Source organism: Xanthocytophaga agilis (assembly GCF_030068605.1).
Lineage (GTDB): Bacteria > Bacteroidota > Bacteroidia > Cytophagales > 172606-1 > Xanthocytophaga > Xanthocytophaga agilis.
Genome location: NZ_JASJOU010000002.1, coordinates 291,897 through 318,686, shown reverse-complemented (window position 1 = coordinate 318,686; position 26,790 = coordinate 291,897). Strand labels below are relative to the sequence as shown.

General features: G+C 38.9%; 21 protein-coding genes. 14 read left to right on the top strand and 7 right to left on the bottom strand.

The genetic code is table 11. The annotated features are described in order from the left end of the window. Positions 1-352 precede the first annotated feature (352 nt). From menB to QNI22_RS08090, 4 genes are all read left to right on the top strand, one after another. On the top strand, positions 353-1,177 hold the full coding sequence (gene menB, locus QNI22_RS08105; protein WP_313975006.1) for a 1,4-dihydroxy-2-naphthoyl-CoA synthase: 825 nt from the start codon (positions 353-355) through the stop codon (positions 1,175-1,177). A gap of 267 nt (positions 1,178-1,444) precedes the next feature. Continuing rightward, positions 1,445-1,957: a GNAT family N-acetyltransferase gene (locus QNI22_RS08100; RefSeq protein ID WP_314510134.1), complete on the top strand. Its 513-nt coding sequence runs from the start codon at positions 1,445-1,447 to the stop codon at positions 1,955-1,957. A gap of 105 nt (positions 1,958-2,062) precedes the next feature. Beyond that, positions 2,063-2,989: a geranylgeranylglycerol-phosphate geranylgeranyltransferase gene (locus QNI22_RS08095; protein WP_314510133.1), complete on the top strand. Its 927-nt coding sequence runs from the start codon at positions 2,063-2,065 to the stop codon at positions 2,987-2,989. A gap of 134 nt (positions 2,990-3,123) precedes the next feature. Continuing rightward, positions 3,124-3,987 carry a lysophospholipid acyltransferase family protein gene (locus QNI22_RS08090; protein ID WP_314510132.1) on the top strand — a complete coding sequence of 288 codons (864 nt, stop codon included), beginning with the start codon at positions 3,124-3,126 and terminating at the stop codon, positions 3,985-3,987. A gap of 42 nt (positions 3,988-4,029) precedes the next feature. On the opposite strand, the gene QNI22_RS08085 is transcribed toward QNI22_RS08090, so the two are convergent. The 3 genes from QNI22_RS08085 to QNI22_RS08075 are packed head-to-tail and all read right to left on the bottom strand — an operon-like array spanning position 4,030 to position 8,264. Then, entirely contained in the window at positions 4,030-6,243 is a 2,214-nt protein-coding gene (locus tag QNI22_RS08085) for a hypothetical protein (protein ID WP_314510131.1), read from the bottom strand. Then, positions 6,200-7,237, bottom strand: a complete 1,038-nt coding sequence (locus tag QNI22_RS08080) for a hypothetical protein (RefSeq protein ID WP_314510130.1) — start codon at positions 7,235-7,237, stop codon at positions 6,200-6,202. Before QNI22_RS08080 ends, QNI22_RS08085 begins: the two co-directional genes overlap by 44 nt. Before the next feature lie 49 nt (positions 7,238-7,286). Further along, positions 7,287-8,264, bottom strand: coding sequence for an AraC family transcriptional regulator (locus QNI22_RS08075; protein ID WP_314510129.1), 978 nt, complete (start codon positions 8,262-8,264; stop codon positions 7,287-7,289). A gap of 73 nt (positions 8,265-8,337) precedes the next feature. Between QNI22_RS08075 and QNI22_RS08070 the strand changes: the two genes are divergently transcribed. From QNI22_RS08070 to QNI22_RS08060, 3 genes are all read left to right on the top strand, one after another. Beyond that, positions 8,338-8,718: a hypothetical protein gene (locus tag QNI22_RS08070; protein WP_314510127.1), complete on the top strand. Its 381-nt coding sequence runs from the start codon at positions 8,338-8,340 to the stop codon at positions 8,716-8,718. Between the two features lie 48 nt (positions 8,719-8,766). Continuing rightward, positions 8,767-9,231 (top strand): nuclear transport factor 2 family protein, encoded by a 465-nt coding sequence (locus QNI22_RS08065; RefSeq protein ID WP_314510126.1) that lies wholly within the window; start codon positions 8,767-8,769, stop codon positions 9,229-9,231. A 233-nt stretch (positions 9,232-9,464) separates the two neighbouring features. Continuing rightward, positions 9,465-10,253, top strand: coding sequence for a prohibitin family protein (locus tag QNI22_RS08060; protein ID WP_314510125.1), 789 nt, complete (start codon positions 9,465-9,467; stop codon positions 10,251-10,253). Between the two features lie 31 nt (positions 10,254-10,284). Here the strand turns inward: QNI22_RS08060 and QNI22_RS08055 are convergent, their stop codons facing one another. Continuing rightward, positions 10,285-10,896 (bottom strand): 2,3-bisphosphoglycerate-dependent phosphoglycerate mutase, encoded by a 612-nt coding sequence (locus QNI22_RS08055; RefSeq protein WP_314510124.1) that lies wholly within the window; start codon positions 10,894-10,896, stop codon positions 10,285-10,287. Positions 10,897-11,056: 160 nt separating this feature from the next. On the opposite strand from QNI22_RS08055, the gene QNI22_RS08050 reads away from it, so the two are divergent. The 4 genes from QNI22_RS08050 to QNI22_RS08035 all read left to right on the top strand — a co-directional run bounded on the left by QNI22_RS08050 (position 11,057) and on the right by QNI22_RS08035 (position 18,030). Next, positions 11,057-14,893, top strand: coding sequence for a methylmalonyl-CoA mutase family protein (locus tag QNI22_RS08050; protein WP_314510123.1), 3,837 nt, complete (start codon positions 11,057-11,059; stop codon positions 14,891-14,893). Positions 14,894-14,987: 94 nt separating this feature from the next. Next, on the top strand, positions 14,988-15,542 hold the full coding sequence (locus QNI22_RS08045; protein WP_314510122.1) for a hypothetical protein: 555 nt from the start codon (positions 14,988-14,990) through the stop codon (positions 15,540-15,542). Positions 15,543-15,666: 124 nt separating this feature from the next. After that, positions 15,667-16,233, top strand: coding sequence for an acyl-CoA thioesterase (locus tag QNI22_RS08040; protein WP_313974980.1), 567 nt, complete (start codon positions 15,667-15,669; stop codon positions 16,231-16,233). A gap of 102 nt (positions 16,234-16,335) precedes the next feature. Beyond that, positions 16,336-18,030 carry a tetratricopeptide repeat protein gene (locus tag QNI22_RS08035; protein WP_314510121.1) on the top strand — a complete coding sequence of 565 codons (1,695 nt, stop codon included), beginning with the start codon at positions 16,336-16,338 and terminating at the stop codon, positions 18,028-18,030. Positions 18,031-18,331: 301 nt separating this feature from the next. Here QNI22_RS08035 and msrA read toward each other — a convergent pair whose 3' ends face one another. The 3 genes from msrA to QNI22_RS08020 form a co-directional block, all read right to left on the bottom strand. After that, a complete protein-coding gene (gene msrA, locus QNI22_RS08030; RefSeq protein ID WP_419836222.1) occupies positions 18,332-18,991 on the bottom strand; it encodes a peptide-methionine (S)-S-oxide reductase MsrA in 660 nt (219 codons plus the stop codon). A gap of 157 nt (positions 18,992-19,148) precedes the next feature. Further along, positions 19,149-20,150, bottom strand: a complete 1,002-nt coding sequence (locus QNI22_RS08025; RefSeq protein ID WP_314510120.1) for a Hint domain-containing protein — start codon at positions 20,148-20,150, stop codon at positions 19,149-19,151. Positions 20,151-20,239: 89 nt separating this feature from the next. Then, positions 20,240-20,875, bottom strand: coding sequence for a DedA family protein (locus tag QNI22_RS08020; RefSeq protein ID WP_314510119.1), 636 nt, complete (start codon positions 20,873-20,875; stop codon positions 20,240-20,242). 548 nt (positions 20,876-21,423) lie between these two features. On the opposite strand from QNI22_RS08020, the gene QNI22_RS08015 reads away from it, so the two are divergent. The 3 genes from QNI22_RS08015 to QNI22_RS08005 all read left to right on the top strand — a co-directional run bounded on the left by QNI22_RS08015 (position 21,424) and on the right by QNI22_RS08005 (position 26,736). Continuing rightward, positions 21,424-22,137 carry a DUF4468 domain-containing protein gene (locus QNI22_RS08015; RefSeq protein WP_314510118.1) on the top strand — a complete coding sequence of 238 codons (714 nt, stop codon included), beginning with the start codon at positions 21,424-21,426 and terminating at the stop codon, positions 22,135-22,137. Positions 22,138-22,452: 315 nt separating this feature from the next. Beyond that, complete coding sequence (locus QNI22_RS08010; RefSeq protein WP_314510117.1) at positions 22,453-23,508, top strand: efflux RND transporter periplasmic adaptor subunit; 1,056 nt, start codon at positions 22,453-22,455, stop codon at positions 23,506-23,508. A 123-nt stretch (positions 23,509-23,631) separates the two neighbouring features. Beyond that, positions 23,632-26,736, top strand: coding sequence for an efflux RND transporter permease subunit (locus QNI22_RS08005; protein ID WP_314510116.1), 3,105 nt, complete (start codon positions 23,632-23,634; stop codon positions 26,734-26,736). Positions 26,737-26,790: the final 54 nt, after the last annotated feature.

Here is a 26,790-nt window from a genome sequence, read left to right as displayed (position 1 = left end):
TAATTAGGATCTACAAATTATATACCGACCAGTTTTAATGCCTGTAGTATGCATACAATCAAGTATACATATGTCAAATTGGCTACGTTGTGTGGAAAAATCGTACCTGAATATGTCAAAAAGTCGCTTTTATTTTTTGTGTATTCTATAGATAGGGTAAAAATGTAGTTGTTTTTACCCAGCTCTACGCAGATAATCAGGTAAACACCAGGACTCGTAGCAGAATAATCCTTAGCAAACTTATTTGCAAATGCACTTGTAGGCCATTAATTTTGCCCGCTTGCTGAACTTACTGGCTTGGTATTTCATATTGCATTCGGATACTATCTTTTAAACCTAAACTCTTTGGATAATGGCTTCAACATTTGCATGGGAAAAAATTAAGGATTACGAGGAAATTAAGTTTGAGTATTATAATGGCATCGGAAAGATAACCATTAATCGTCCCCATAAACGGAATGCATTTACACCGCTGACTGTAATCGAAATGATTGATGCTATGACGCATTCCCGTTACGATGATCGGATTGGGGTAATTATATTGACAGGAGAGGGGCCGGATGCTTTTTGTAGTGGTGGTGATCAGAGTGTTCGCGGACATGGAGGATATGTAGGTAAAGATGGGGTAGCCCGGTTAAATGTATTGGATCTGCAAAAGTTGATCCGTTCTATTCCTAAGCCTGTCATTGCTATGGTTGCAGGATATGCTATCGGAGGTGGACATGTTCTACATGTAGTATGTGACTTGTCAATTGCTGCTGAAAATGCTCGTTTTGGGCAGACCGGTCCTAAGGTAGGAAGTTTTGATGGTGGTTTTGGTGCTTCATATCTGGCACGTATTGTTGGACAGAAAAAAGCACGCGAAATCTGGTTCCTGTGCGATCAGTACAATGCACAGGAAGCACTGGATATGGGTCTGGTGAATAAAGTAGTTCCTTTGGAAAAACTGGAAGAAACAACTGTAGAGTGGTGTGAGAAGATACTTGAAAAATCGCCTATTGCCCTACGCATGCTAAAAGCTTCCTTTAATGCTGAACTTGATGGTCAGGCAGGTATTCAGGAGTTGGCAGGAAATGCAACATTGCTATACTATCTGTCAGATGAGGCAAAAGAAGGAAAACAAGCTTTTCTAGAAAAACGTAAACCGGATTTTTCAAAATATCCAAAATTCCCTTAAGTCCAGTTGTAAAACTTAGAAAGGGTATAATATTGAAAATCAATGCTTTTTCTAAGTAATGGGCCTTAAAATGATGACTCTTCTACTAAAATCAGACTATATCTGATTAAAAGATTATTATTTTAGAACTATTTTTTACGAAAAAAATAATATCTTGTAATTGAAAGACGGCGTAGAAATACTAGAGTAGTACAGGTTACGAATGGAAAGTGAAGTATATTAATACCTGTCAATATAATGTGTTCATCCCTGGAATAATTGATGTATATGCTTACAGATACAAGTGTGCTTATCAAAGAAGTTACCCAAAATGAGATCTCAGATGTTTTATCTATAGCTAAAGCTACCTGGGAACCTACTTATCGGGAAATACTTTCCAAGGCACAAATTGACTACATGTATGAAGAGATTTATACTGCAACAGCTGTAGAAAAACAGATACGGGATCAAGGACATACTTTTCTGATATTATATGTTGCAGATGCAGCTGTCGGATATGCTTCCTATAGTTTAAGAGAAGACAAAGAAAGAGTATATAAAGTGCATAAGTTGCATATTCATCCAGACTTTCAGGGACAAAAATATGGACGTACATTGGTAGGGCATCTTGAGAAGGAAGTAAAAAACCGGGGAGCTCGCATGCTGGAAATGAATGTCAACCGTTATAATCCTGCCGTTCGTTTTTATGAACGATGTGGATATCAGCAGGCGCGGGAAGAAAATACTCCAATCGGAGATTTCTGGATGAATGATTTTGTTATGTATAAGGAACTTTACTAAGAGTCTCTATACCAAAAAGAAGAGCCTGTGTATATTCATACATGGGCTCTTTTTTTTATAAACTAATAATGGAACTAACATTATTTCAAGGGGTTTGTAATTAGAATGAATCCCTCTTACCTTCGTATGCATCAATCCAACCAGACTTTTGTGGTACAGCTACGTAAAAAACGAAGAAGCCGACAGATTATTCTAAGAGCGTTATTGCGACTTATCCGATTTCCTAATCTGATGATTGTTGCACTAACGCAATATCTGGTTCGTGTTTGTCTGGTAGGTCCAAAGGGCGAGTGGTGGAATCATCTTATTGATTTACATTTATTAGGCTTGGCGTTCTCCACAATATGTATTGCCGCTGCCGGATATATTATCAATGATTACTATGATATAAAGATTGATACCATTAATAAACCTCGCAGGGTAGTTGTAGGTAGGATTATGAGTAGGCGACAGGCTATTTTTGCTCACTCGTTTCTGAACTTTCTGGGAATTGGAATTGGTACACTGATTGGATTGCGTATTGGTCTGGTTAATTTTATTGCCGCTTTTTTATTATGGCTCTATTCCAATCAGTTAAAAAGACTTCCCTTTATTGGCAATTTTATAGTGGCATTGCTAACCGCTGCCACATTATGGGTAGTTGTTCTTTATAATCCTCAAAATAGACTATATGTGTATACATATTCAGTCTTTGCATTTTTTATTACATTGATTCGTGAGATTATCAAGGACATGGAAGATGTAAGGGGAGATGCTACTTTTGGTTGTCGCACATTACCTATCGTATGGGGAATACGTCGTACCAAACTCTTTCTTTATTTTCTGATACTGACCTTTCTAATCACTTTATATTCTTTTGCTCCATTTCTTCCCGAACGCCTGATCTGGTATTTCAGTCTGTTTATTCTTTTGCCTATGTTATGGTTCGTCCGGCAACTGGTTCGGGCTGATACCAGAAGCGATTTTGGGTATCTGAGCCAGATTTGTAAACTTATCTCTGTGGTAGGAGTTGTGAGTATGGTATTTGTGTGAAGAAATGGGTCTTGGTTGTTATTAAATGTGTTTATACCTTACCCAGGCTGATAACTAATTTTTGCACCAGGGCTATTGTATATTTACTACCTTTGCTGCCGTTTATTTAATTCTATTGCGAAACATTTTCTTTCATGTATTTACTGGAGTTATTTGCAAAGCTTCCTCTGTGGATTTTGTATGGGGTGGCAGATATAATCCGGTTTCTGGCTTATTATGTGATCCGATACAGGAGAGACGTCGTAGAGAAGAATCTACGTCTTTCTTTTCCTGATAAAACCGAGAAAGAACGAGAGCAGATTGCTAAGAATTTTTATAGAAATCTGGCAGATATTGCTGTTGAATCCTTGAAGTTGCTCAGTATCTCAAAAAAGGATCTCCAAAAAAGAATCAGGATAACCAATCAGGAAATTGCTACCAATTATTTGAAGAAAGGGCAATCGATTGTTGTCATGACCTCGCATCTGGGTAATTGGGAATGGCTTCTTGCTGGGAATGGCGTAACGTTAGGTTTTGATGTGGATGCTGTGTACAAAGAACTTACTACTGCTTCTTTTGATCAGTTGATGTTGAAGATTCGTAGTCGGTTCGGGCCTCATCCAGTAGAGATGAGGCAAGTGGCAAGAGAACTGGTGAAGCGTAAAAACATCACACGCATCATTGCGATGGTAGCAGATCAAACACCTTTTCCGGAACAGGCATACTGGACTACATTTTTACATCAGGATACACCTTTTTTTACCGGAGTAGCAGGAATTGCCAAACGAACCAATTATCCAGTGCTATATACAGGGATGCGGCGTGTAAAAAGAGGATACTATGAAACCTGGTTTGAAGTAATCTCGGAAGATTTATCAGAGACTACGTCAGAGCAATTGATTGAAGACTATGTACGGAAAGTAGAAAGAGATATTCAGTTGTATCCGGATCAGTGGTTATGGTCACATGCTCGATGGAAGTATAAACGACCTGCCTTGACAAAAAAAGAACAAATTTAGAATAATTAAAAAGGCTCCTGAACCCAGGAGCCTTTTTAATTGCTAACGTGTAAAATGATTTAAATAAAAACATTCCTGACGTGCTTTGCTATAAAACTGAGTAGCTGCATACTGCTGTTTGAGTTGTGTAAAGTATTTGCGATCAGCAGGAGCATAGCTAGGTGGAAGCCCTTCATAATAACTATCTGGTTTGGGTGCTTTATACAGGTAATAGTTATTTTGTTCACATTTTGCCGCCATAAATAAACTTTTAGCTGCCAGTTCTTTATTTCCTACTTGTTTAGCTAACTCGGCTGCTTTTGAATAGTAGTCCAGTGCATGGCTGCAATCTGTGTAATCATCTGCCGAAACAGATGGAATTCCATAAGGTCGATAATAATCCATGGCTCTCCATGCAAATCCAAAATAGGTTGTATTATAATAGATCGTACCTAACTTATAAGTGGCATCCAGTGCTTTGGCTTTGTCTGTATCTGCTGCCTGTTTTTTCAAGGCTTTGATTTGCTGTATCAGTTGTAATTTGGAAAAGTGTTCAGATGAACCTTCTACACATTCATGACAATCTTTAAGCTGATCCTGAGTAGGAATGCCTTCAATATCTTCATACTTATAGGTGAGCTTGCTAAAGATCTGTTCGGCTTCATCCAGTTTGTCTGCACGTAACAAAAAGGTTGCTTTCATTTCAAGCAATACATCTTTGGGTGTTGTCTTATCAATTTTTGCCAGCAATTCTTTTTCGTACGTTGTTTTGTTTGCTTTATCTGTAAAAGATAGCAACTGTTCAATCAACTGGGCATTGGGTGATGTGCGTAAGGTATAGAGATCATTAGTTGAAAGAAATTCTTTAGCTGCCTCACCTTGTTTTTTATACAGTCTGGCAAATACACCAACCATAAGGCTCTGTAAAGCCTCAGACTTTGTTTTCTTGATAGCCTGATAAAGACGTTCTTCGCTGACAGCATCAATCTTCTGAAGCTCAGCTAACTGAATCATCAGTTCAAAGGTTTCTATCTGTTGTTTTACTTCTTTGGTCTGACTGCTGGCCGGAAGTTGTGCAAATGTTTTGCGTGCTTCTGCTGCGTTACCTGCCAGATAATCTGTATAGCCCAGAGCCAGTGTCCATAGTGCTTTATTCTTGTTCTTGCCTTCGCTTACCACTTTAAAGATAAAGGCTTTTAATCCAGCAGACCCTTTCTCAAATGTATTCAGATCTTCACTCTTCATACTCTTCTTCACTTCATATTTATTGATTTCCCGCACCAGCAAAATATCCAGGTATTCAGATGTTGGGTCCAGAATATAGATATTTTTCATCTCCTCGAGCTTCAGATTATCAGGCTGAATAGCACGCAGAAAATGCAGTGTAGCTTTCTCATGATTACTTTTGCACATGGACAATACTTTTTGCCAGTCTGCATCATTGGTAATGGAGAAGCTATAGTAGGAGTTGATGCGTTTACTTTCTGATTTGTCAAATACAACGGAGAATAAATAGGCTGCCAGTGCATTATTCTGACCCGAACGGCGTATTGCGCCCGCCTTATGTCCCAATGCCCAGTATTTGATCGGACTCTCTGTATTTAATGGGGCTACCAGTTTATCATAAAGACTGATGGCTTTGGCATACGAACGTACATAATGTGCCAATCGTATTGCCTGGTAAGCATAACGTAGTTTTAGAAACGGATTTTGTTCTGTCTGATAGGTTTGTTCCGCTTTAGAGATTAGTTTAATTATTTGGGGATTTACCTGCTTAGTTTCCACTGTCCAGTCATCTCCTTCAAGGGCAAAGGGCTCACAGGTTTTAGCAAAAATGAGATAGTCTACTGTTGCTGCATCTTTCTTCTGAACCAGGTATTTAACCATTGAATTGTTTTGAAGTGTAGCACTCAAAGGAGTAGCAGGATTTGATAAATAGGTTTTTATAGCCTGAATTTCTTTCCTGGAAGCTTTATATACCAGATTTTCAATATCATTTGTTTTTGCTTTATTTTCTGTCAATGTAGTCCAGTCTGCCAGGTTTTCGCTTCTGCGGAAAGCAGGACTTTCTTCCCATGAATCATCGTACAGGCGATCAAAGGAGAAATACAAAGGTTCAAAGAATGGTTGATTGGTAAGCTCTGGGTTAAAGAATCGGGATAGCGTCCATCCATCCCAGTCGCCATCTGCACAGCTTTCCAGATCCTGATAGGGATACATACACAAAAACAGACTAATGAAAGCGATTGACCACTTTTTGAAGCTCTTCAGGCGCATAGCGAGTGAGGTTTTTTTCATCAAGATAATAAAATAATATGTGTGGTTCAGATTGGTTAACAATAGGGTTTAACAGATCAGCTGACTCTTGCAACTGAGATAAAGAGATCTCTTCCAGACGTAACTCATCTCCGCGATAAAGATACAGGGAATGAAAATAATGGCTTTCTCTGACTCGGAATTTTTTTTGTGTAATCGGTTCAAAATGAAGTGTATCATGCAATGCCTCTATTGACACGTTGGTGAGGAGGTTTATTACCTGACCTTCTCGCTGTAAAACAACCCACTGGTAGATAGGTAAGGCTATATCCAGTGGCAGTGGGTAATCTTTGAGTCGGCGCAGATACTGGCGGGCTATAGTCAGATCCAGAATGGAGTTGTCTGTTCCTCTGCCATCCAGAGAACCCATGTTGTAAAACATCAATATACCTTTATCTACTGGTGGAATGCCTGCCCGACCTGTGTACTTTAACTGATGAAGTCGAATGGTGGCAGAGATCTGTATGGATTGTCTGGCAATGTTTTTCTTTACCAGAGATGCCAGTAAAAAAAACTTCTCACGGGATTTTTCAGACCAGTCACAATCTAATTGAATCTCTTTTATGGAAAGATGATTACTATCGGCTATAGAACGAATTTTTGTTGTAATCTTAGTGGCCAAGTCCGAAACCTGACTGACAGGAATCTGGACCATAGTGCGGTTGGTAATGAAAATAGTCGGAATAATAGATAATCCATTTGGAACTTGTTCTGTGAACCGGATCTCTGCTACAGGTAGAGCCTTGCCTGCTTCAAAATTCCAGTCCACATCAAAAAACTTTACATTGATCTGTTTTACCTGCAACTGAGCCAGATAGCTGCTGTCTGTTTTAGATAGTCTGAAAGTGCTTTTCCAGTAATAAAACGAAGCATGGGGTTTATGCTCTGATGAGCAGGATTGTAACAGGAATAAGAGAATGGTTACTAGAACTATTGTATGGTACCGGCTTCGCATATATTGACAAATGGATCGCCAGCAAAAATACTATCTTTTCTGAGAAAGATTAGGCTGATACAGCCAGACGTGTCCGGACCTTTTCTGGTGAATTACCATACCATTTTTTAAATGAATGAATAAAAGCAGCTGGCTCCGAATATCCTAAAACGTAAGATACATCTGCAACGGAAAAGCGATTATGTTGAAGCAACATATACGAAATTTGTTTTTTCAGATCGTCTATGATCTGTCTGAAGGTTGTCTGTTCAGTACTTAACCGACGTTGTAATGTTCTGGGAGTGAGATTGAACACATCGGCTATTTTTTCCAGAGCAGGTAATTCTGGTTTAGCCATATTCAGAGATGCAATTTTTACTTTGCTCGAAAAAGTGGGTTCCAGCTTCATTGTTTCAATCAGTTTCAGGTATTCAGGAATCAACGCATCCAGGTGTAATCGGCTTATGTCCTGTAGTGAAGCTTTTAAAAGCGCAGCCTTAAATGAGATAGCAAAACTTTTACCTTGTTGCCATTCGGATGGATAGTCAGGAGAACAGGCAGGTGAGAATAACTGAAAGTCCAGTGGCTGCGCTGTCATCATGGCTAGTTCGCGGGAGATGATAGTCAACAGACTTTCCAGCACTATAGTACTAGCTTCAGATTTATCTCCGTCTGTAGACAAATTGATAATAATACGATCTTTTATAAACTGAATTTCGGGCTGCACAACCCGAATGGTGTTGTCTATGTAGTTATTTAAATAAAACAGAGCTTCTTCGATAGTAGTAGCTTGCAGAGAAATCTGATAGATTAACCCCAGGGAATTCATATTCAGAAAGTTTCCCAACCGTATACCTAAGAGGTCGTCTTTTAGGCTTGTAGTAATAAAATTGATAGCAGCAAAAAAATCCTCACTACTTACTGTTGCTGCTTCCTGAAGAAAGTTCTCTGGTGGAGTCGTCATTACAGAAAGTATCTCCCTTCTGGACACACCCCTGAGTTGGGCATACTCTATAAAACTGTGTAAGTGCAGAGCCAGTATTTTCATTTTGTCGCAAAATGTCAATTTGAAGTAATCCAACAAATCTACTTTTGTTCATCAACTTTAAACAGAAAAACATATGAAATTCTTAAAAAATGTAATGCTCGTAAATGCTATAAGTTCTGGTGCTACAGGTCTGATTCTACTTGTATTTGCTTCTTTTGTAGCCGACTTATTTGGTACCTCTGCTATCATTGCAGTTGAAGGTACTGGTCTTTTTTTGTTGTGTTTTGCAGCTCTAGTCTTGTTTGAAGGTTTAAAGAATCCAATGCGTCCAGCTTGGGTGAACCTGATCATTATATTGGATATTGCCTGGGTGGTGATCAGTGTGTTAGTGATAGTGTTACAGCTTTTTCATCTGACTCTGATAGGGGATGCATTGATTGGGGCTGTTGCGTTATGGGTTGCTGCCATGGCTTATCTGCAAAGTCGTGGTTTGAAACAACTATCTGTTGCTTAACCTCCTGTATAAATATCTGTTTGATCACTATTTTATCATTATATACATATGAAACGAATCTATTTTGTCGCAGTACTTATTCTGTCAGGATTGCCTGTATGGGCTCAGCAAAGTACAGATACGAAAGAAGTACAAATTGTGAAAGAGTTTTTGCATGGTGTAAGTACCAAAAATCGTGAGATCACCCATCGGTTACTGGATGAAAATGTCTCATGGGACCAGCCTGGCAACAATACACTATCAGGAAAGAAAAAGACAGCAGCCGAAGTATTTACTATGTCTGGCCAAATGCATAAAATTTCGCAGGGTACTTTTCAATTGAAAGACTATAAGGTGCTTGGAATGAATGGAAACCAGGTGATATGCCAGCTACACTTTACTGCTATACGACCTGAAGGTGCCTGGCTCGATATACAGAATACAGATGTATATACAGTTGAAAATGGGAAAATTACTCAGGCACAGGTGTTCTCGGCAGATCTATCCCAGGAAGATTATTTTTGGGGAAAATAATGAATAAGGAGAAGATCTAATCTGGCTGTTTAGTAGATAAAGCTGGTTATAAAGTGCCAGCTTTATATTTTCTAGGGACAGGGTTTCCTTCTCAATATATAGTACTACTAAGATGATTAAATTTTAATCTGCTTTTAATTACTATGCTTGAAATTTAATCAGGTTTTAATGGATTTGTGCCACTCTGTAACGTTAATATGACATATTTAATCACTCTTCTTAACGTTATAGAAATGAAAAAAGGACTAGTATTACTTTCCATATTGTCAGTAACTGTTCTGACTAGTTGTGTTACTATTCGTCAAGGTGAGGTAGGTGTAAAAAGAAAGCTTGGAAAACTGGATAATCAGGTAAAATATTCAGGAGTACATGGCTTTAACCCTTTTACCTCTACTATTATCAAAGTTCCTGTTCGTACTATCAATCTACCTTTAGCTCTGGAGAATGTGCCTTCCAAAGAAGGACTTAATATTACAGCAGAAATGGCGGTATTATACCGTATACTTCCGGAAGCAGCTCCCAAAGTATTGACCACTATAGGTGAGAAATATGAAGACGTACTGTTAATAAGTGTATTCCGATCTGCCGCAGCTGATGTATGTGCACGATTCTATGCAAAGGATATGTATACCGGACAACGGGAAGAAATTGAAAAAGAAATAACTGCTGAAATGCATAATATATTAGAACCCAGAGGTATCATTATAGAGAATGTATTGCTAAAAAGCATTGTCTTACCTAGAGGACTTGCTGAATCTATTGAACAGAAACTGGAAGCTGAGCAATCTGCCCAACAAATGGATTTTGTATTACAAAAAGAAAGAAAGGAGGCTGAACGAAAAGTAATCGAAGCAAAAGGTATTTCAGATGCCCAGAAAATTATTAATGAAGGACTGACTCCACAGTTGATTGAATATAAAAGTATAGAGGCTTTCAAACAATTGTCTGCCTCACCCAATACCAAAGTTATTGTAACAGATGGCAAAACGCCACTGATGATTTCTCCTCAGTCAAAAGAATAACCAGAAAACAGATCTGCTTGAACGAGATGATTCATTCATGCAGATCTGTTACTGAAACTACCTCTAACTCATTATCTAATAGATATTGTTTGGGTACTCCGGTTTGGATTTCTGTGTGAGCAATATTTTCAGGTGTGATATGTTGCAGATACATCATCAAGGCCCGTAGACTATTTCCATGAGCTACAATCAGTATAGTTTTATTTTCTGCTAACAGAGGAGCAATATGTCTTTGAAAAAAAGGGATTACCCGATTCGCCGTATCTTTAAGGCTTTCTCCATTGGGCGGGGCTATATCGTAACTTCTGCGCCATTGATCCACTTTGTCTGCGCCAAATTTTTGAGCAGTTTCTGTTTTGTTCAGCCCCTGCAAATCTCCATACATCCTTTCGTTTAAGGCTGCATCCTGTATAATAGGTAAATAGGTTTGACCAATCTCCTGGAGAATAATATTCAGTGTTCGGATGGCACGTTTCAGAATAGAAGTAAAACAAGCGTCAAAATACATACCTTTTAATACTTTTCCTGCTCTGTGAGCTTCTTGTTCACCCAAAGATGTCAGATCTATATCTACATCTCCTGTAAAGCGGTTTTCCAGATTCCATTGTGACTGTCCGTGCCGAACAATGACTAGTGTTGACATATCCTAAAAAGTGGTTTGTCTCAATGTGCATAATTGCTGTGAAATACCCAAAGAGTTAGATGCAAGATTCAGGCAGTGTATACCTCTTTTTATCTTTTTAGTGTTTAAGTCTAAACCTGTCTTTGAAAAATCTATATTTGTGTAAACACTTTTTACCGCAATGGCAACAATCTATAAACCTGAAAATCATATTCGTATTGTTACAGCAGCTTCCCTGTTTGACGGACACGATGCTGCTATTAATATTATGCGTCGTATTCTGCAAAGTTCCGGTGCGGAGATTATCCATCTGGGACACAACCGGAGTGTAGCGGAAATTGTAGACTGTGCTATTCAGGAAGATGTGCAGGGGATTGCTATTACCAGCTATCAGGGAGGACATATTGAGTTTTTTAAATACATGTATGATCTTTTGCAGGAGAAGGGTGCCGGACATATCCGGATCTTTGGCGGAGGAGGAGGTACTATTCTTCCTCTCGAAGCTGCAGAATTACATCAATATGGAATTACCCGTATTTATTCCCCTGATGATGGCCGGACGATGGGATTACAGGGTATGATTAATGATTTACTTGAGAAGTGTGATTTTGATGTGAGTGAAGCGGCATTAAAGGATCGAGTCAATGCTCATACTATTTCTTCATTATTTAGCCGAATAAACGGATATTCATTTATTCAAGACCATGTGTTAGTTAGTCCGGACAGCTTTGAAAAAGACGAACAGGAACGTTTATCAAATCTGAGTAGTATTTCTATACCACGTTTAATTACCATTGCTGAAAACTATCCGGACTCTGAAGAGTACATCAGATCGCGACTACAGGAATCACTTGAAAAGGGGAGAAAAGTACCAGTACTAGGCATTACAGGTACAGGAGGAGCTGGTAAGTCATCTATGGTAGACGAACTGGTCAGACGATATCTGCTTGACTTTCCGGATAAGACTATCGCTATTATCTCGGTTGATCCATCCAAACGCAAAACCGGAGGAGCTTTGCTGGGGGATCGTATCCGCATGAATGCTATCTTTAATCCACGGGTCTATATGCGATCGCTGGCAACCCGGCAATCCAATCTGGCATTGAGCCGATATGTGCAGGATGCTATCGATATCTGCAAGATCGCAACATTTGATCTGATCATTGTAGAAACTTCCGGAATCGGACAGTCTGATACAGAGATTGTAGACCATTCAGATGTGTCCTTATACCTGATGACAAGTGATTATGGGGCTGCCACACAACTAGAAAAGATTGATATGCTTGATTTCGCAGACGTTATTGCTATCAATAAATTTGATAAGAGGGGGTCACTGGATGCTTTGCGTGAGGTGAGAAAACAATATAAACGCAACCGTAATGCATGGGATGCAGAAGATGAAACGCTTCCCATTTATGGTACTATTGCCTCGCAGTTTAATGATAGCGGAACTCATACACTCTATCAGAAAATTATTTCTCTTTTGCATGAGAAGGCTGGAAGCTTTGAAGGTGGAAAGCTATCTGCACTGATGAGTTTACATCCTGAACGGATAAGCCAATCCCGAAGCAGCATTATTCCTCCCGAAAAGGTTCGGTATCTGGCTGAGATTGTAGAGAAGAGTTTGGAATATGATCAGTTTATTCAGGAACAAACCCGTATTGCCCGCCAACTCTATCAACTGAAAGGGACTATTGATTTGCTTAGAGGAAAATCTTTAGTAAGAAAAGAATCAGAAGAGGGTATGGTTGCTGCCTATCAGGAAGACGAGGCAGAAGAGCTAAAGTCACTCATAAACTGGTATCAGAAGTTGGATCAGCAACTGCATCATGAATGCAGACAATTACTCAACGACTGGAAAGAGAGGGTCCAACAATATAAGGCTGACAAATACCAATACAAGGTGCGGGATAAAGTATTTGAACAGGATTTATATACAGAGACTTTGTCTCATCTGAGAATTCCTAAGATTAGTTTACCTCGTTATGAAGATTGGGGCGATCTGTTACGCTGGATGCTGACAGAAAATGTACCAGGAGAGTTTCCGTTTACAGCAGGTGTTTTTCCGTTAAAACGTGAAGGAGAAGATCCTACACGAATGTTTGCAGGAGAAGGTGGCCCTGAACGCACTAATCGGCGGTTCCACTACCTTTCCAAAGGCATGCCTGCCAAACGCCTTTCTACCGCCTTTGATTCTGTTACATTATATGGCGAAAATCCGGATCATCGTCCGGATATCTATGGTAAGGTAGGCATGTCTGGTGTGAGTGTGTGTACACTGGATGATGCCAAGAAACTGTATTCAGGTTTTAATCTCTGTGATCCGGCTACTTCTGTTTCGATGACGATTAATGGACCGGCGCCGATGTTACTGGGATTTTTTCTGAATGCAGCCATTGACCAGCAGTGTGAGTTATACATCCGAAAACATAATCTGGAGCAGGAAACCAACCAGAAGATTCTGACTATCATCGCCAGAAGATTCTTCAAATCACTGGAAGTGCAGACATTTCCGGATGATAAAGATTCCTTAGAGCAAGCTGCCGAAGCAGAAGAGGTATCTTCTGAAGAATACATAGAAAGGTTTGGTTTTGATACAACACTTGATCTTTCGTTTACTGCTGATGGAAAAGTTGGGATCGTTGTAGCTATGAACAAGGAAGATTATCGCGATGTATACATTCAACAACTCACAGAAGAAAGTCCGGCAGTACAACAGTTGTTGTATCCGGAGATATGGAAGGAGTGGAGAGGATTATGGATTCCGGAAGTATTATATCAGTTTATGCCTGCTTACAATGGTAAATTGCCGGAAGGAAATGATGGATTAGGACTGATGTTGTTGGGAGTAACAGGGGATGTGGTGTTATCACAGGATATCTATGAAACAATCAAAGCCGATACACTGAAAAAAGTACGGGGGACTGTTCAGGCAGATATTCTTAAAGAAGATCAGGCACAGAATACCTGTATCTTCTCAACAGAGTTTGCTCTTCGAATGATGGGCGACATTCAACAGTACTTTATTGAAAAACAGATTCAGAATTTTTATTCAGTGTCTATATCTGGGTATCATATCGCAGAAGCAGGTGCCAATCCGATTTCTCAACTTGCTTTTACGCTGTCCAATGGGTTTACGTTTGTGGAATATTATCTGAGTAGGGGAATGCATATTGATGATTTTGCCCCCAATCTGTCTTTCTTCTTTTCCAATGGTATGGACCCTGAATATACAGTGTTGGGAAGAGTAGCCCGCCGGATATGGGCAAAGGCAATGAAATTGAAATACAAAGGCAATTCCCGTTCACAACGCCTCAAATATCATATCCAAACTTCCGGAAGAAGCTTGCATGCGCAGGAAATCGCCTTTAACGATATTCGGACTACTCTGCAGGCATTGTGTGCCATTTATGACAACTGCAACTCTCTCCATACCAATGCCTATGACGAAGCTATTACTACCCCTACAGAAGAATCTGTACGTAGAGCCATGGCGATTCAGTTAATTATTAATAAGGAATGGGGATTGGCAAAAAATGAAAACCCATTGCAGGGATCTTTTATAATAGAAGAACTTACTGATCTGGTAGAACAGGCCGTATACCAGGAATTTAACCGTATAAATGAACGGGGTGGAGTACTTGGCGCTATGGAGACTATGTATCAGCGTTCTCAGATTCAGGAAGAATCGTTATACTATGAAACCCAAAAGCATAATGGAAAGCTACCAGTCATAGGAGTCAATACTTTTCTAGACCCTCAGGGCTCTCCTACACTGTTGCCTGCTGAGGTATTTCGTAGTTCACAGGAAGAGAAGAACTTCGCTATTGATTCGAAAGCAAGATTTGAGACAGCGCATCTGGAAAAATCGGAACAAGTGCTGACAGAATTACAGAAAATAGCTGTTCAAAATAAGAATACATTTGAGTCATTGATGGAGGTTTGTAAATTCTGTTCACTAGGTCAGATAACACATGCCCTATATGAGGTAGGAGGGCAGTATCGGCGAAATATGTAGTTGTTGAAATTTTCTACAACCACATATTTCTATTTTGGAAAAGATTATGATCTCATTACTATATTCGTTACTAAAAGGTAAGTTTATAAAAACGATGAATAAACATAACTATCAAAAACTACTTGTCTATATACATGTCATTTTGTTAATTCTTTTAGTTGTTGACATTTTCTTGATTGTTAGGTTTGACATGTCTTATTGTACATATTGGTTAGATAGAGTTATTGCGTTTGGATGGTTGATGAGTGGATTACTAATTTTTGCTTCTTACAGGAGAAAAGGTAAGGTATGGAGCAAGCTATATTATGGTACCTTTCTTTTTTATCCAATAACCTGTGCTTTGGCTTTTTTTATTGATCGAGTATTTTTTGCAATTATTGCCAGTCCACTTATTACTATTCTATTGATACCTGATGTTTATTATAGTGATAGCAAATATGAGATCAGAGAAAATTCTGGGATAATGACTTCAAAGCAATTGATACTTATAGAAAAACGGACATTGGTGGAGAAGCTTATAGGGACAGAAAGTCTGACAGAAACGCCTGCCAAATATAGTAATCTAAAAATTATAAGAGAGACTACTGATAAAATAGAGAGCTTGGTTAGTGATGGTAAGACACAATCTGTGATCATGTTTCAAAAGTAAACCTGAAATAGTAAGATGGGCCTGTAAAGGCATTTGTTTGTTTTTCTGTACACACCTTCCTTTCTTTTCTTGAAACAGTTTCTTAGTATTATGGCAGAAATAATACTATTCCCCGTCTTATTCAATGGATGAAGTTTATAAACCCGTAAGTACATCTCGTACTACTCTCACAGAATTGATGATTCCTTCATATGCCAATTTTGGTGGAAAAATACATGGAGGTATTCTCTTATCGCTGATGGATAAGGTAGCTTATGCCTGCGCTGCCAAACATGCAGGTAGGTATTGTGTTACCGTGTCTGTAGATGGAGTTGACTTTTTGCAACCTGTTGAAGTAGGCAATCTGGTGCATCTACAGGCTTCTGTCAACCATGTGGGGCGAACCTCTCTTGTAGTTGGGATTCGGGTCACTGCTGAAAATATCAGTACTGGAGTAATACGGCATACCAACACTTCTTATTTTACAATGGTTGCCAAAAACGAAGATGGCTCCAATGCAGTAGTACCCGGTTTGCAACTAGAGACCCGTGATGATGTACGCCGGTTTCTGGAAGCTATTAAACGAAAGGAACTAAAGCAAACGTACCGTTCAGAGTTGGATAATGTAAAAACACAACTGGAAATAGAAGTGGATTTGCCTAAATTGACAGATGAACGTTGTGAGATACTGGCTAACGCCCTGAACCGATAGGTTAATTTCTGTACAGTTTTTCTGTTGTTACCAATCTTAATATTGCAGTAACATTAGTATAATCAGATATATGGATATTTGCATTGACCGAACTCCGTGCCGATGCGACCACTATTTATTTGTATATTCCTTTTACTAATTCAGGGAACCATCATTCAGGAAGGTTACAGTACTACCCTTCCTGAAAATGATACCCTCTACATTGATTTTCTGAACACCACAGCTGAGAAATACCTGAATTCCAACCCGGATACCGCATTTGTTTACGCCAAGCAAGCTTTACTCCTCTCAGAGAAAAAAGGCTTTGTTAAGGGCATTGCTGTAGCCAATGAGAATCTAGGTTTGTTCTTTTATAATCAGGGTGGTTTTCAGCAAGCAGTTTCCTATCTGCTTAATGCAATTGCTTCTTATAAGAAAGTTGGTGATAAGATAGGTGTGGCAGAAAGCTATAACCATCTGGGGATGGCTTATTACTATGGGTTAAAAATAGATGTGGCTTTGCAATGTCATCAGGAAGCCTTGAAGATATATGAACAATTGTTTGATGAAAAAGGGAAGGCGGAAACATTTGGGTACATAGGTCATCTGTATGAAAAGCAAAAAGAGTATCCACAAGCCTTAATCTATCAGGAGAAAGCTTTTAAGATTTATGAGGGGCTGAATGATAAGGCAGGACTGGGGAAGATTATGGAAAATTTGGGTAGCATATTTGAAGATATGGAAAACTACCCCAAAGCGTATGAATACTTTAATAAAGCTTTGACTTTTAATCAGGAGGTAAACGATCAGGTTACCATTATTAACAATCTCAATAATATAGGAGATACGTACCGAAAACAAGGTAACTATTCGGATGCATTAATATACACCTTGCAGGCGTACCAATTGGCTCGTAAAATGAATCAAAAAGATCGCCTGCGATCAGCTCTGAGAGATCTTTCCAAAACCTACGCATTTATAGGTGATTATAAGAAAGCACATGCTTATCTGGACTCTTCCTATACATTGTATCAACGAATTTATGATGAGGAGTCTGTTCTGCAAATGGCACGAATGCAAACCTTGTATCAGACAGAGGCTAAAGAAAAGGCATTAGTTGTGAAAGACGCTACTATTCAGTTACTGGAAGGAGAGAGACGTATTGGTCAATTGTGGATTATATTGCTGGTAACAGGAACAGTATTGTTGCTTTCATTTGGAATTATTTTTTTTCGGTATCAGCGACTTAAAACCCGAAAAGACAGAGAACTGCTTGAACAGACACAACGTGTACTGGAAACTGAACGTGAGAATACTCAGCTGAATGAACAAAATCTGAAAACAGAACTAGAGAATAAGCGACTGAAAGAACTTCAGTTGCAACAGGAACTAGAAACCCGATCCCGTGAGCTGACTACGCACGCTTTACAGATTGTTCAGAAAAACAAGTTTCTGGAAGAGCTAAAAGTAAAGCTGAACGAAATCCGAAGGAGCGAAAAGGATAAAACCCGACAAATCAAAGAACTGATAGCCTCAATTGATTATAGCTTTAAACTGGATCAGGACTGGGAAGACTTTAAACGTTTTTTTGAACAGGTACACCCCGATTTCTTTCAGAACCTACAATCTGTTGGTACTGATCTGAGTGCACATGATAAGAGATTGTGTGCATTGTTACGGCTAAATCTCAGTTCTACTGATATCTCTACTATATTGGGAATTTCTCAAGATAGTTTACGCATTGCACGCTACCGCCTTCGTAAAAAGCTGAAACTGGAAGAAAGAGCCAACCTCACAGCCTTTCTGGTTAGTTTTTAATTTTTTGATAGGCAATGTTATAAGAAATCATGTGCGAATAAAAAATCAAGGCAATGGATACACTGACTAAAATACAAAGTGACCGTTATTCAAATCGTTTTTGCCTGTGACCGGAATACCGATCACTTCTCTCAACTATTCGAATAATTGTCACTTTCTTTGTTGACCTGAATTTAGTTTATTTTGGCTGATGACTGGAGTTTAGGTCATAATTGAGAAATAGTCGGATGCTGATCAGGAATATTGCCAATAAAAAAGCACCACAGATCCCTGTGGTGCTTTTTTATTGGCAATATATTATCTATGAGTGTTTTAGTTTTTGACTAAACACCTTCTTGAATTTTTCTATTTTCGGACGGATTACCATTCTGCAATAAGGTTGGTCACCATTCTGATTGTAATAATTCTGATGATAATCCTCTGCTTTATAAAACTTAGAAAACGGAGTAATCTCAGTTACAATTGGGTCATCAAACGCTTTAGAGGCATCCAATTCTTTTTTATATTTCTCAGCAAGTTGTTTTTGTTCAGCGTTGTGATAGAAAATCGCAGACCGGTATTGTGTACCCACATCGGCTCCCTGTCTGTTAAGAGTGGTTGGGTCATGAGTACTCCAGAAGACTTCCAGTAATTCCGGATAAGAGACCTTTGCAGGGTCATAGGTAACCTGAATTACCTCAGCATGACCAGTGGAACCTGTACATACTTGTTTATAGGTCGGGTTCTCTACTTGGCCTCCGGAATATCCGGAAGCTACAGAAAGAACACCATCTACTTGTTGGAAAATGGCTTCAGTACACCAGAAACATCCGGTACCAAAGGTGGCTGTATCTGTTTTAGCTACGTTGGTTGTCATTTGAACAGGTTTAGATTGCATTTGAGGAACTTTCTTCTGCTGACTCTGAGCACAGGACAGCAGGCAAATCCCTGCGAAAAGGGTGAATATCAAAGGTCTTTGCATAAGAAAAGATGTTGTTATCATCATATTCAATAACACATATTTTGTAAGAAGTGTTCGCTCATATATACGATACCTGGAATGGACCGGATTTCTCAAAAAAGAAAATCCCATGTACTGTGCATGGGACTAATTAGGTTGTAGTGAGTTCGTTAAGTAATTATTTGTCCAGAACAGTAGCTCCATTGATGAGATAGTTGCCTTTATCTGTTACCAGGTTATATACTTTGGTTGCAGTTTCTTCAGAATGTGTAAAAGGTGTATATACTTTAAACGTAATAAATTCACCAGTTGCAGAGTCAAATACATAGATACTATCACCTGATTGGATCTCATTCATAGCTTTGCGACCATTCTGAGTCAATATCGGATGGTTAGGTGTTGCCTGAATTTTAGTGATCTGAGAAACATGTTGTTGGGTAGAAGCTGTAACAGTTTCATTAGCTCCAAATAAAGTCTGAACCGGATAACCTTTTCCTTCATGGATCTGAATCTCCTGTACAATTGCAGTCTCCAGTTTGTTAGCCTCTTTATTATAGGAAGCGATAGCCTCACCTACTTTTATCTCAGAGATTTGTTTGGTTTGACCATTGGCTAACGTTACCAGTGCATTGGCAGGGAAACAAACATCATAATCTGTTTTATTACCAGTTGTAGATGCACCACTGCTACCTGTTGCCAGTGTGCTCATTTCGCGTGACATAACATAAGCAAACGCCGATCCAAATGCTGATTCTACTTTGTTATAATCTTTTAAGTCATCAATATAAAGAGCCCATACATTCTTGTCTGATTCCGGAGATGGTATACACACATTGAATTTTTTACCATTTCCAGGTGTATAATAGATAGCTACCATCCCCAGTGATTGTTTGGATTTATTATCCAGCAGGCGGTAGAGGTATACACGGCGTTCAATGCCATCACTGTATTTAAATACATAGGGGGGCTTCATCTCAAACCGATCCAGCACATAGGCATTTTCAAACTTTACATAAGTATCGCTTTCCAGGTCCTTTATCTCAAAGGTTTTTGCCTTCTTGTATTCATCCAGTGTCAATGCACGTGATTTTTCACTTTGTGCAGTTGCTGAAAGAAGCGTCAGGAAAAAACAAAGGCAGAGAATGGACCTTACAGATGTGTAAAGGGAATGTTTCATCATAGGTTTTGAATGGTTTTGGTTGGGGAGAAACCTAAAGATAGAAAAATACCCTTTACACTCCAAGGCTCAGTGGGTCTTTCTATGCTGCACTATTGACCACTGGTATCTTTTCTGACTGAAAACCAGGTCCGGATAACGGCAAAAGTGGTAATAGCAAGAAAGAAAATAATAATGTAGTGGACATAATTGATGATTTGAGGAAACGACTGACCCAGAAAGTATCCTGCCAGTGGAAGAGTTGTTCCCCACACGGTACCACCAATGATGTTATAGATTGAAAAAGACTGAATCGGCATCTGAATCGTACCTGCAATAATAGGGGAGAAGGTCCGAAGAACAGGCATGAAGCGGGCTATGATAAGTGCTCTGCCACCATGTCTGGCAAAGAATTGTCTGGATTTATCCAGATTTTTACGTTTAAAGAAAAGAGAATCTGGCCGGGTTTCCAGTCCTTTGCCCAGTGCTCTTCCGAAAAAGAAGCCTACATAACTACCTATTATGGCTGCAATGACAATACATATAACAACGATATAGATAGGAAAATCAATGGCTTTAGTAGAACAGAAAAGGCCTGTCAGAAATAAGAGATAATCGCCAGGCAGAAAAAAGGCGAAGAAAAGGCCATTTTCAGCAAAGATGATCAATGTAACCAGTACAAGACCTCCATAGTTAATAATTTCTTTTGAATCGAGTAGTACCTGGAAAAAATCCCAAATTGAATTCATAGTAGTCGGATGGTTTCGGTTTACCATCTAGTAGGGACGAGACAGTAAACGCTGAACGCAAATTAAATGCGCAAAAGTTCGATGCGAAGTAAATCATTTTTGTGCAAAGCCAAGCCAATGTTTGTTGTATTCTTCTGAAAGAAGTAAAAAAAGATTTGTGTATTACTTTACTTGTATTCGTATAAGCTGATTGGATAGAAGGTAACTCAGCAAAATAATTCGATAAAAATAAGCTTATGTAAGTTTTTACACTGTTTTTACTATTTAAGTAAAGTCTTTTAGTTGTATGTTTGTAATCATACTCAGGAGCAGAAAAGAGATACTATGCATTTTTGTTATAAAATTTACCCAAAAAGCGCTTACAATTCTCTTACGAAGTGAATAAATGATTGTACCCAATAAATCATTACTTATTTTATACATTGTAAGATATTAAGAGCTTTGAATACAAGATCAAAGTGAGGCAAGGGTGAAATAAGTTAGTTTTCTATTGAACACTCAATTTCCATACAACCTTTAAATGCTCTTGGAGAAGCAACTCCTTCGCTATGAAAAAATTTTTAACTGCCTTTGGCTTTATTCTCTACACCTACGTTCTTTCATTTGGCCAGTCAGCCGTGACCATGCAGAAAATTCTGCAGTACCCAAAGTATACTTTTTCAGATACTGTACGAATGACAAACGTTCCTCAGGAGGAATTATATGCACGTGCCTGGAACTGGTTTAATGAGCAAACTAAAACAGACATTAATTTCTTTGAAGAAGCCAATAAACGATATGGACGCTTTACAGGAACCTCAAAAATACCTTTTCAGAGTAAAATTGCTGCAGGCAACGATTATGTAAAAGGTAAAATTTATTTTATGGTTCGCATTTTTGTGCATGAAGGATATTATATCTATGAGTTCACAGACTTCGTGCATCAGGGACGTCTTACTTTCAACACTATCACTACCGCTCCTAAATATCCCTATCGTCCTATGGCTGATAAAGACTGGCATAATATGGTGTGGGAAGAAATGAAGGTAACCGTAAAAGACCATATATATCCGATGGTAGGTAGTCTTCGAGCTAGCATGCAGAAAGAATCAGATCAGTTTGGACAAATTGTATCTCAACGAGATGCTGAAATACCTTTGGAAGAACTTCACAATGCCGATATTAAAACACTAGTACCGTCCAAAGCCGAAGATCCTTTGAAAAATAAGCCTAAAACAGTTTCTTCTACCAAGAAGAAAGCTGGAAGTAAAACTAAAAAATAATATTTCAGATAGGTAATCGGCTTGCTGAAAATTCACTAAAAGCATTTCTTCTAAGTAGAAATGCTTTTATTTTTTTGTGTATTGTGCAATGAATTACTCTATATATAATCCGACTTTCCGTTTATCATTGATTTAAACCATTGGTAATACCATTCTACCACTGTTCGATAGAAATACGCTTATTTTGTAGTTCTATTCACTGTTTTTGGTAAATAATTGCATCTTGGCAAATAGTTGAATGTCTGCTTCTTTACCAGCCAAACCACTTTTAAAATTTATATTTCTCTAATTTCCGCTTTTGTTTATTAACGCATTATGAAATTTTGGATTCCTGTTGCGCTTGTCATGTTAGCATTGGGGGGTGTTATATACTATAATAAGATATTTACGAAATCTCATGCTGTTGTAGGGAATACTTCTGGTCAGCCTCAGGAAATTGCCATACAGGGATTTGTTGCTAAATCTAAAAGCCTTACCAATAATCTGGTAGCCAGTGGTACATTGATGCCTGCTGAACAGATCGAAATACACCCGGAAGTCTCCGGAAGAATTATTTCGCTAAATATTAATGAGGGTCGGGAAGTAGCGGCTGGTACGCTGCTAGTAAAACTGTACGATGCCGATTTAAAAGCACAACTTAGAAAGCTTCAGGTACAGAAGGAAAATCAGGAAAAAATTGTAGAACGTAGCAAAAAGTTGTTAAATGCTGATAATATCAGTCAGCAGGACTATGATTTAACAACCACTACACTAAATACGATTTTATCAGATATAGACCTGATAAAGGCTCAAATTGAAAAGACTGAAGTACGAGCTCCATTTCGCGGAGTTATTGGTTTGAGAAATGTTAGTTTGGGTGCCTATATTACTCCTTCAACTTTAATCACCAAGTTACAGCAGATTAATCCATTAAAAATAGATTTCTTTGTCCCTGAAAAATATGCTGTTTCTATTGCAGAAGGAGATAAGGTTGCTTTTGCTGTAGATGGGTTTGGTGAAAACTTTTCCGGAAAGATTTATGCGATAGAACCTGATATTGATCAGGCTACACGCAGCTTAAAAATCAGGGCGTTAGTGAGTAATCCATCCGCCAAGCTACATCCAGGTGCTTTTGCAAAAGTTAATCTGGATGTTGAGAATATAACTGCTGTAGTCATTCCTACACAGGCAATCATTCCTCAGACTCGTGGCAAAAAAGTAGTTATTTCTAAAAATGGCAAAGCTATTTTTCAGGATGTGGTTACTGGATTACGGGATGAGAGTAATATACAGGTAACTCAGGGGTTAGCTGCTGGTGATACAGTAATCACAACAGGCCTATTGTTTGTTAAACCTGATCAGAGTCTTAAATTTACAAAGGTTGAAGAGTAGTTGATTCGTCTTGGGCTGCAAACGCTGAGATTCTGGTACATATGCCTTTGTGCATCTGTTGGCTCGTTGAAAAATTTTATTAGGGTATTTTCCTTTCCGCATTCTTTAATTTAGTAGTAGACTATGAGTTTACCCTCACTTAGTTTAAAACGTCCGGTGCTGGCAGTAGTTATGTCAGTGCTTATCATAGTTTTTGGGGGCATTGGCTATACATATCTGGGTGTTCGTGAATATCCTGCCATTGACCCACCGGTTATTACTGTAAGTACATCCTATACAGGTGCCAATCCGGACATTATAGAGTCTCAGATTACAGAGCCTCTCGAAAAATCTATCAATGGCATTCAGGGTATTCGTAACATTTCATCTACGAGTTCATTGGGATCGAGCCAGATCACGGTTGAATTTACACTGGATGTTGATCTGGAACAAGCAGCCAATGATGTGCGTGATAAAGTATCTCAGGCTACACGAAACCTACCTCAGGATATTGATGCACCGCCAGTTGTTGCCAAGGCTGATGCCAATGGTGATCCTATTATGTTTATTCCTGTACAGAGTACAACCCGAAATGTAAATCAACTTTCAGATTATGTAGAGAATATTCTTCAGGAACGACTTCAAACAGTAAAAGGTGTGAGTCAGGTAAATGCATTCGGACTAAAAAGATATTCCATGCGGCTCTGGATAAATCCGGTAAAGCTGGCTGCCTATCGGTTAACCATACAAGATGTACAAGCTGCTTTGAATCGGGAAAATGTAGAATTGCCTGGTGGAAAAGTATATGGAAACCAAACAGAGCTAACCGTAAAAAGTTATGGACGTCTTACTACTGAGGATGAATTTAACAATCTGATTATACAACAGACTGCCAACCAGGTGATTCGCTTTAAAGATATTGGAACTGCAGAACTGGGATCTGAGAATGAAGAAACAGGGGCGATGCGGAATAATGCTACCAATATATCCATGGTTGTGATTCCACAACCGGGAGCTAATTATATTGAAATTGCCGGTGAGATTTATAAGCGTCTGGACGAAATAAAGAAAGAATTACCTCCTGATATGATTATAGATATAGGAGTTGATAAGTCGCGATTTGTTAAGAAAGCAATTGAAGAAGTAGAAGAAACGCTGATCATTTCTTTTGTGCTGGTGGTGATTGTCATTTACTTTTTCTTTAGGGACTGGCTTATAGCTATACGGCCATTGATTGATATTCCGGTTTCGTTGATAGGAACATTCTTCATCATGTATATCTTCGGATTTTCTATCAATGTCTTGACATTGCTGGGGATAGTACTGGCAACGGGATTAGTGGTAGATGATGGGATTGTGGTAACTGAAAATATCTTTAAAAAGCTGGAGCAGGGAAAAAACCGGTATCAGGCAGCTAAAGAAGGTTCTGAAGAAATATTTTTTGCTGTTATTTCTACCAGTATAACATTGGCTGTGGTATTCTTACCTATTATATTCCTTCAAGGGTTTGTAGGTAGTTTATTCCGCGAGTTTGGAATAGTAGTAGCTGCAGCTGTGTTGATTTCTGCCTTTGTCTCTTTGTCACTTACACCTGTATTGAGTGTACGCCTGGCAAGTGATCATAGCAAACCTACCTGGTTTTATCGTAAAACAGAGCCTTTCTTTCAATGGATGGATCAGTCATATCGGTCTTCGCTGGAAAAGTTCATGCAGGTTCGCTGGTGGTCTTTTGTTATTATTGGTATTTGCTTTGTGGCTATTTACTTCATTGGGTCTAACCTTCAATCTGAATTAGCACCTTTAGAAGACAGAAGCTTAACACGGATTTCTGTTACCTTGCCCGAGGGTGCAAGTTATGAAAGTACAGAACGCTTTATTACCGATATCTCTCAATTTGTGATGGACTCTATTCCGGAAGAGAAGATGGTCTTTGGGATTACCGCCCCCAGTCGCGGATCAAGTGCTCCTGTTAATAATGGCTTTGTAACAGTATTGTTAAAAGATCCACAGGATCGGGGTCCTAATGGACGTACACAGCAGGAAGTTGTTGATTACCTCAATCAAAATATGCGTCGGTTTAATCAGGCAAGGGCATTCCCAACGCAGGAGCAAACCATACAAATAGGATTTGGAGGAACCTCTTTACCTGTTCAGTTTGTAATCCAGAACCTGAACTTTGAGAAGATGAAGGAACGGTTGCCCAAGTTTATGGAGGAAGTACAGAAAGATCCTACGTTTCAGATTTCAGATGCAAACCTTAAATTCAACCGTCCGGAGTTATATGTTACGATTGATCGGCTGAAAGCAACAGAGTTGGGAGTATCTGTATTGGACGTATCCAATACTTTACAACTGGCACTCAGTAATAGGAGATTTGGCTATTTTCTGATGAATGGTAAACAGTATCAGGTAATTGGACAGGTAGAACGCGCCGATCGTGATGCCCCATTGGATCTGAAGTCGTTTTATGTGCGGAGTAATCGGGGTGATCTGATTCAACTGGATAATCTGGTACAGATGGAAGAAACTTCTAATCCTCCACAGATATTTCACTTTAATCGGTTTAAGTCTGCTACTGTTTCTGCTTCTCTTGCTCCTGGTAAAACGCTTGGAGATGGTATTAAAGCCATGCAGGCTATAGCTGAGAGAACCTTGGATGACAGTTTTAGTACAGATTTATCAGGACCTTCACGCGACTTCGCGGAGAGTACATCTAATACCAGTTTTGCTTTGATACTGGCTTTAGCCTTAATCTATCTGATTCTAGCTGCTCAGTTCGAGAGTTTTACAGATCCTTTTATTATCATGGTAACTGTTCCTCTCGCCTTTGCCGGGGCATTGTTTTCGCTTTGGATTTTTAATCAGACACTAAATATATTTTCACAGATCGGTATTATTATGCTGATAGGTCTGGTAACCAAAAACGGTATCTTGATCGTAGAATTTGCAAATGAAAAAAGAAAAGAAGGTTTGCCGAGAATGGAAGCAGCTGTGGAGGCTGCGGCGATGCGGTTAAGACCTATTCTGATGACGAGTCTGGTAACTGCATTTGGTGCATTACCTATTGCATTATCATTAGGAGCAGCATCAAAAAGTCGTATTCCTTTGGGAATTGTAATTGTAGGGGGAATTATGTTTTCATTGATGTTAACATTGTATGTGATTCCTGCTATTTATTCTTATTTTTCACGTAAGCAAACGGTACATTCAGAAGAGGAAGAGCACAAACACGTTGTGCCTGCTGAGTGATGATAAAGGAAATTTGTCTGTACAATATAAGTAGAAGATGTCTCTTCCATTCAA

Bases quoted from the DNA above. Each gene is read 5' to 3' on its own strand.
- menB (WP_313975006.1), top strand. From the start codon at position 353: ATGGCTTCAACATTTGCATGGGAAAAAATTAAGGATTACGAGGAAATT.
- QNI22_RS08005 (WP_314510116.1), top strand. From the start codon at position 23,632: ATGAGTTTACCCTCACTTAGTTTAAAACGTCCGGTGCTGGCAGTAGTT.
- QNI22_RS08095 (WP_314510133.1), top strand. From the start codon at position 2,063: ATGAATCCCTCTTACCTTCGTATGCATCAATCCAACCAGACTTTTGTG.
- QNI22_RS08065 (WP_314510126.1), top strand. From the start codon at position 8,767: ATGAAACGAATCTATTTTGTCGCAGTACTTATTCTGTCAGGATTGCCT.
- QNI22_RS08015 (WP_314510118.1), top strand. From the start codon at position 21,424: ATGAAAAAATTTTTAACTGCCTTTGGCTTTATTCTCTACACCTACGTT.
- QNI22_RS08025 (WP_314510120.1), bottom strand. From the start codon at position 20,150: ATGATGAAACATTCCCTTTACACATCTGTAAGGTCCATTCTCTGCCTT.
- QNI22_RS08020 (WP_314510119.1), bottom strand. From the start codon at position 20,875: ATGAATTCAATTTGGGATTTTTTCCAGGTACTACTCGATTCAAAAGAA.
- QNI22_RS08075 (WP_314510129.1), bottom strand. From the start codon at position 8,264: ATGAAAATACTGGCTCTGCACTTACACAGTTTTATAGAGTATGCCCAA.
- QNI22_RS08010 (WP_314510117.1), top strand. From the start codon at position 22,453: ATGAAATTTTGGATTCCTGTTGCGCTTGTCATGTTAGCATTGGGGGGT.
- QNI22_RS08055 (WP_314510124.1), bottom strand. From the start codon at position 10,896: ATGTCAACACTAGTCATTGTTCGGCACGGACAGTCACAATGGAATCTG.
- QNI22_RS08050 (WP_314510123.1), top strand. From the start codon at position 11,057: ATGGCAACAATCTATAAACCTGAAAATCATATTCGTATTGTTACAGCA.
- QNI22_RS08090 (WP_314510132.1), top strand. From the start codon at position 3,124: ATGTATTTACTGGAGTTATTTGCAAAGCTTCCTCTGTGGATTTTGTAT.
- QNI22_RS08040 (WP_313974980.1), top strand. From the start codon at position 15,667: ATGGATGAAGTTTATAAACCCGTAAGTACATCTCGTACTACTCTCACA.
- QNI22_RS08060 (WP_314510125.1), top strand. From the start codon at position 9,465: ATGAAAAAAGGACTAGTATTACTTTCCATATTGTCAGTAACTGTTCTG.
- msrA (WP_419836222.1), bottom strand. From the start codon at position 18,991: ATGCAAAGACCTTTGATATTCACCCTTTTCGCAGGGATTTGCCTGCTG.
- QNI22_RS08085 (WP_314510131.1), bottom strand. From the start codon at position 6,243: ATGCGCCTGAAGAGCTTCAAAAAGTGGTCAATCGCTTTCATTAGTCTG.
- QNI22_RS08045 (WP_314510122.1), top strand. From the start codon at position 14,988: ATGAATAAACATAACTATCAAAAACTACTTGTCTATATACATGTCATT.
- QNI22_RS08080 (WP_314510130.1), bottom strand. From the start codon at position 7,237: ATGCGAAGCCGGTACCATACAATAGTTCTAGTAACCATTCTCTTATTC.
- QNI22_RS08070 (WP_314510127.1), top strand. From the start codon at position 8,338: ATGAAATTCTTAAAAAATGTAATGCTCGTAAATGCTATAAGTTCTGGT.
- QNI22_RS08100 (WP_314510134.1), top strand. From the start codon at position 1,445: ATGCTTACAGATACAAGTGTGCTTATCAAAGAAGTTACCCAAAATGAG.
- QNI22_RS08035 (WP_314510121.1), top strand. From the start codon at position 16,336: ATGCGACCACTATTTATTTGTATATTCCTTTTACTAATTCAGGGAACC.